Raw genomic sequence first — 5,059 nt, 5'->3', positions numbered from 1 at the left:
TGTCGGTGCTGCCATATTAGTGGTAGTGCTACTCTACCTAGGTCGTCTTTTTGACCTACAAGTGCTTTCCCCAGAGTATCGAATTGCAGCGGAAGATATTGCCTTTCTCAAGAAGACATTATACCCTTCGCGAGGAATGATCTACGACTGTCGGGGCAACCTAGTGGTCTTCAACAACTCGGCTGCCGACATCCATATCATCTCCAGAGAGGTGGAGCCATTTGATACCCTCGAATTTTGTAGCATCCTCAACCTTGAGCCAGCCGAACTGAGGCAACGCTTTGCGGACCTCCGCAACCGCAAGAAGAATAGAGGCTACTCCCCCTATACTCCTCAGCTGCTGCTCCCACAGATTAGCGAAGAGGAGGCGGGGCTATTAGAGGAGAAGCTCTATAAGTTTCCCGGCTTTTACGTAGTGCATCGGACGGTAAGGGACTACAAGTACGCTGCCGCAGGCTTGATGCTGGGCTATATGGGCGAAGTGAGCCCGAAGGATATTGAGCGTGACCCCTACTACCGCCCTGGGGAATATATTGGCAAGAGTGGTATTGAGCTAAGCTATGAGCGATTCTTGAGGGGTGAAAAGGGCAAAGAAATCTATATCCGCGATGCCCACGGAAGGGTGAAAGGGAAGCGTGATGATAGCGAACTCAATGAAGCACTTACCTCGGGACACGACCTCACTCTATCTATAGATATGGAGCTACAAGCTTATGGGGAGCGGCTACTGGCAGGCAAGCGGGGAGCCATCGTGGTGATAGAGCCCAAGAGTGGAGAGGTACGTGCTTTGGTCTCCTCGCCCTCTTACGACCCCAAGCTACTAGTGGGGAGGGATCGGGGTAATAACTATAAAGCTCTGGAGGCGAACCCACAGATGCCACTTTTCAATAGAGCAATTATGGGAACCTACCCTCCTGGATCTACCTTTAAGCCAGCTCAGGCAGCAGTCTTTCTACAAGCGGGAGCTCTGGATGTACATAGTAGCTACCCTTGCTACCACGGCTACCCACCTCTTAGAAATCGACCTGCCTGCCACGGACACCCCTCCCCCATCTCGCTGATTCCGGCAATTGCCACCTCGTGTAATGCCTACTTCTGCTATGGGCTCCGCAATATGCTGGACGATCGGAAGCTATTCCCCTCCACAGCAGCCGCCTTTAAGAAGTGGACGGAATCTATCGTCAAACTTGGATTTGGTTACCCCTTGGGGCTCGACTTACCTGGGGAGAAACGTGGGTTTATCCCAAATAGCCTGATGTATGATAAGATCTATGGAGAGGGCAATTGGCGTTCCTCCACCATCATCTCTATCTCGATAGGTCAGGGTGAGATTTTAGCAACTCCTCTGCAAATGGCCAATTTCTGTGCTACGGTAGCCAACAAAGGGTACTTCTATACGCCCCACGTAGTAAAGGAGATATCGGGTCTTCCTTCCGATAGCCTCTATGTGGAGCGACACGACACGGAAATAGACCCCATCTACTTTGATTACATAGACCAAGGCATGAGGGGGGCGGTGACGGGAGGTACCTGTCGGAAGGCCAATCTCCCTGATTTCAAGGTGTGTGGCAAGACAGGAACGGCGGAGAATGTGCACGGCAAGGACCACTCGCTCTTTATTGGCTATGCACCGCAAGAAGACCCACAAGTGGCAGTGGCTGTGATTGTGGAGAATGGTGGATTTGGTGCCACATTTGGTGTGCCAATAGGGCGGCTGATGATGGATTATTATCTCCATGACCACGAGATAGGTGCCGAGTCGAAGGTGTACGAAACGATGATGATGAATAGCATTATTTACTAATTGTATGGGAATCAATAATCATCGACATACCAGTCCGAAACCACTCAAGGGGGTTGACCTCATCACCATTGCTCTCTACCTAGTGATGGTGGCAGTGGGGTGGTTTACGATCTATGCAGCTGGCTTTGATCCCGAACAGACGATTAGGGAAATCACCATCTCGGGCCGCACGCAGTCACAACTCATCTGGATGGGCGTGAGCTTTGCCGCGGGCTTGGCTATCCTCTTAATGGACCGTCGCCTTCTGAGGATGTCGGCCCCACTTCTCTACGCAATTACCCTGCTGATATTGGTGGCGACCATTTTCTTAGCCCCCAATATCAAAGGCTCTCACTCCTGGCTAGTGATCACAGATTCAATACGGATACAGCCGGCCGAGTTTGCCAAGGTGACAACGGCGATGATGCTGGCGTGGTGGACCTCGCGGTATGAATTTAATATCTCCAAACCCCGAGAATTGGTGGTAGCTCTATTTATATTCATACTGCCGATACTGATCATTATCCTACAGAGTGAAACTGGATCAGCACTCGTCTTCCTTGCCTTTGTGATTGTGCTCTATAGGGAGGGGCTCACCAGTGCAGTGCCGTTTTATGGCATCCTACTTGTCACTCTCTTTGTGCTGACCCTAAGGTACAACGGAGTGGTGTGGGGGACAACCAACGCTAGCCTTCTACTCCTTTCGATAGTCATCTACATTGCAGTGCTTATCACCACAATAGGCTATTGCAAGCTCCCCTATCGGCTGTGGCTTTCCACCTTGATTCCACTTCCAGCGGCTATGCTATTGGCCTTTATTATCAGTTTTTTCAGACCTGTAGACTATGCCCTTTTTGCATTGGTTGCTCTAGGAGTGTTGTTGGTCTTCACACTAGTGCAGAGCTTTCAGCACAAGGGGAAGCACCTTTGGCTCGCTGCCCTTGTGGCAGTTCTGAGCTTAGGACTCACCTCGGGCGTTGATTATTTCTTTGACAAAATACTTCAGCCACACCAGCAGACGCGTATCCTGGTCTCCCTAGGTATGAAGGACGATCCTTCGGGTGCGGGGTACAACGTCCGCCAAAGCCTTATAGCGATTGGTTCGGGTGGCGCCACTGGCAAAGGGTATCTACAGGGGACTCAGACGAAGCTCTCCTTTGTGCCGGAGCAAGATACCGACTTTATCTTTTGCACGATAGGGGAGGAGTTTGGTTTTATTGGGAGCTTAGTGCTATTGGGGCTTTTCACCGCACTTCTACTGCGCCTCATCTACATTTCGGAGCGTCAGGTAGACCCCTACGTTCGCACCTATGGGTATAGTGTGGCAAGTATTATATTCTTTCACATCACCATCAACATTGGAATGGTGATCGGACTGATACCAGTAATTGGTATTCCTTTACCCTTCTTTAGCTACGGAGGTTCCTCCCTACTGAGCTTCACCATTCTCCTCTTTATACTCCTTCGGCTCGACCAACGACGTACCGACTAACTTTATATTTGGTATCTTTGCAAACTAAGAGTAAGAACATTATATATAAAAGGATACAAAGCAACCATGGCAGATTTAATAGAGTTTCATAGAGTAGGATTGGAGGATAGGGATCAGATACTGGCTTACCTAGAAGATAATCCCTACTGTAATTGCGACTACTCTTTTGGAAACCTATACAATTGGGGCTTTCTCTACCTCACCTCTGTGGCTTTTCACAAAGAGATGATGCTGATACGCTTTAGAAGCTTCGATACTGGCAACCAAGCTTATCTGATGCCGATAGGAAAGGGGAACCTAGTGGAGGTGCTGAAGGATATGGAGCATACAAGCAAGATGGAGGGGCACCCGCTCATTCTAATGTCGGTGCAGGACTCCGCTATTGAGCTACTAGAGCAGACCCAGCCAACCTCTCTCAAAATCTTTAGCAATAGAGACAATGCCGATTATCTCTACGACCGTGAGAAACTAGAGACCCTCTCTGGGAAAAAGCTACAGAGTAAGCGCAATCATATCAATCGGTTCAAGCGTCAGTATCCCGACTATACCTACGAGCCAATCTCCGATGAGAATGCCAATGAGTGCATCGCTCTGGAGAACCGTTGGTATGCTGATACTGAGACTACACCAGGGATGGCAGACGAGCGGAAAATGGTGATGAAGGCGCTCAAGGAGTGGAAGGAGATAGGGCTCCGCGGCGGCTGTATCAGAGTGGAGGGCAAGGTAGTGGCGTTTACCCTAGGGATGCCGATTAGCCACGCCTGCTTTGGAGTGCATATCGAAAAGGCGGATACCGACTATGATGGCTCCTTTACCATTATCAATCAAGAGTTTGTGAGCCACCTCCCAGAGCAGTATGTTCGCATCAATCGAGAGGAGGACCTAGGGTTGGAGGGACTGCGGAAAGCAAAGCTATCCTATCAGCCCATGAAGATATTGGAGAAGCACAAGGTGGCTATTTCGTATGAAGAGGATTGAGTATAGCAGCTCAGACAATCGGCTCAATCAACAAATACTACAGTTACTTGCCGAGTGCTTTGGCCCTCAATATCGCGACTATTACCTTCTGCAGCTAGAGCATCTTCCTTCGCCTAAAACGACTAAAATACTTGGCAATGACCGAGGGGATATCATCGCTTTCACGCAGGTGGTAGAGTATCTCTACCGCACTGGAGATGGAAAGGCACCTCTTCGTGCAGCCTACCTCTATAGTGTCTGCACGGCAAAAGCGGAGCAAGGAAAGGGGGTGATGAAGCATTTTATCAAAGAGATACTCGAGGAGCTCGTAGCGGAGGGGTATGCCATGGCTTTTCTAGTTCCGGCCGAGATTTGGCTCATTGACTACTACAAGCGGTTGGGCTTTAAGTGGGAAGCGACCGACGTTTATGCCAAGCTTCCACGCGATACCGCCCCACTCATCTATCCTGGAGAGGCAGCCAAAGAGTACCTTGAAGCGGTGAGGAAAATAGAGCGACAGACCATAAGCCAAGCAAAGTTTGAAGCACAAAAGCAGAGAGAATGGCAACCTCTAGTACCACCAGTACTGGGCTGGATGAGCTATCCGCTCACCGAAAAACTACCCCAATTACCACCCACATTCCTCTTACTCCCCCTTACCTGAGAAGGAGAGTAGAGCATATTCCGAAATGTCTATGAACGCTTGCAGTAGCCGCCTACTGCTAAATGAACTTGCGGGTCGGACAATAGGGTCTAGGACGTCAGAATTAATCCTAGAATAGGCTGTCCGACCCACAAGGGGTCGTGGGTTGTGGGTGCCTTATTTA

General features: G+C 49.8%; 4 protein-coding genes. All 4 read left to right on the top strand.

The genetic code is table 11. The annotated features are described in order from the left end of the window. Positions 1 to 1,804 (top strand): penicillin-binding transpeptidase domain-containing protein (locus QVO39_RS08300; protein ID WP_288171948.1); only part of this gene is annotated, 1,804 nt, incomplete at its 5' end. 4 nt (positions 1,805 to 1,808) lie between these two features. Beyond that, a complete protein-coding gene (gene rodA, locus QVO39_RS08295; RefSeq protein ID WP_021903776.1) occupies positions 1,809 to 3,275 on the top strand; it encodes a rod shape-determining protein RodA in 1,467 nt (488 codons plus the stop codon). 66 nt (positions 3,276 to 3,341) lie between these two features. Continuing rightward, positions 3,342 to 4,253, top strand: coding sequence for a DUF2156 domain-containing protein (locus QVO39_RS08290; RefSeq protein ID WP_021903775.1), 912 nt, complete (start codon positions 3,342 to 3,344; stop codon positions 4,251 to 4,253). Beyond that, on the top strand, positions 4,240 to 4,896 hold the full coding sequence (locus QVO39_RS08285; protein WP_021903774.1) for a GNAT family N-acetyltransferase: 657 nt from the start codon (positions 4,240 to 4,242) through the stop codon (positions 4,894 to 4,896). Before QVO39_RS08290 ends, QVO39_RS08285 begins: the two co-directional genes overlap by 14 nt. Positions 4,897 to 5,059: the final 163 nt, after the last annotated feature.

Origin of the sequence: Porphyromonas sp. CAG:1061 (assembly GCF_000435035.1) — a bacterium.
GTDB lineage: Bacteria > Bacteroidota > Bacteroidia > Bacteroidales > Porphyromonadaceae > Porphyromonas_A > Porphyromonas_A somerae.
The sequence above is the reverse complement of the archived record's forward strand: the minus strand, read 5'-3'. Positions and strand labels throughout refer to the sequence as shown.